The sequence below is a fragment of the Parendozoicomonas sp. 209JJ7-1 genome, from assembly GCF_058147085.1.
Genome location: NZ_JBYVJU010000121.1, coordinates 1 through 651, shown reverse-complemented (window position 1 = coordinate 651; position 651 = coordinate 1). Strand labels below are relative to the sequence as shown.

General features: G+C 35.2%; 1 protein-coding gene. It reads right to left on the bottom strand.

What is annotated here, in order from left to right; genetic code table 11:
• Window positions 1–61: 61 nt before the first annotated feature.
• A partial coding sequence (locus tag ACY2RQ_RS19660; protein ID WP_490114711.1) for a hypothetical protein occupies window positions 62–651 on the bottom strand: 590 nt, incomplete at its 5' end.

The following is a 651-nucleotide window of genomic DNA, read 5'->3' as shown; positions in this document are numbered from 1 at the left end:
CACCTAACGCCTAAATCAGGTGCGCCGTAGGCGTCACCTGGATTTACTTGTTACATTTTGTTTACTTTAAACCAATTGCTGCGATTACAGCCGCAATTGCAACACCAATTATTATTTTCCCCCAACCTGTATTATGCCAAGCTGGATCATCATTTGTTGCATTATTTATTGCAATGTCAATCGTAGCTGATTCTTTAACTGTATCTAATCCTGCATCTTTACGCATTTCACGTAGAGCAATTTCTTTTTCAATTTCAGATTTTAGTTCGTAAAACTTTACCTTTAATATGCGGTGATCGGATATAAATAATGCACAAATACCAAATACAACTGTCGGTGGCACAATTACCTTGTAAAACAATAATGGTTCTCTAACTTCAAATGGAATTGCTGGTATGCTTTCCCATAGATTGCTAATAGGAAAAACCCATGTATTAGAAAACAACCATTTTATTCCTTCGTTTATATTTTGACCTAATAAATGAGTACTGCCATCGGTCCAAAAATACACCCCCTTAATAACTGTCATTACAAAATAAATAACAGCTAAAAGAGCCACCAGATAAGCCAATCTAGATCTTTTCTTAGACTTTTCTAGTTTTTCTTTAAATTTCAACGTTGACTCCTTGTGTCGATAAAAATGTAACGCCC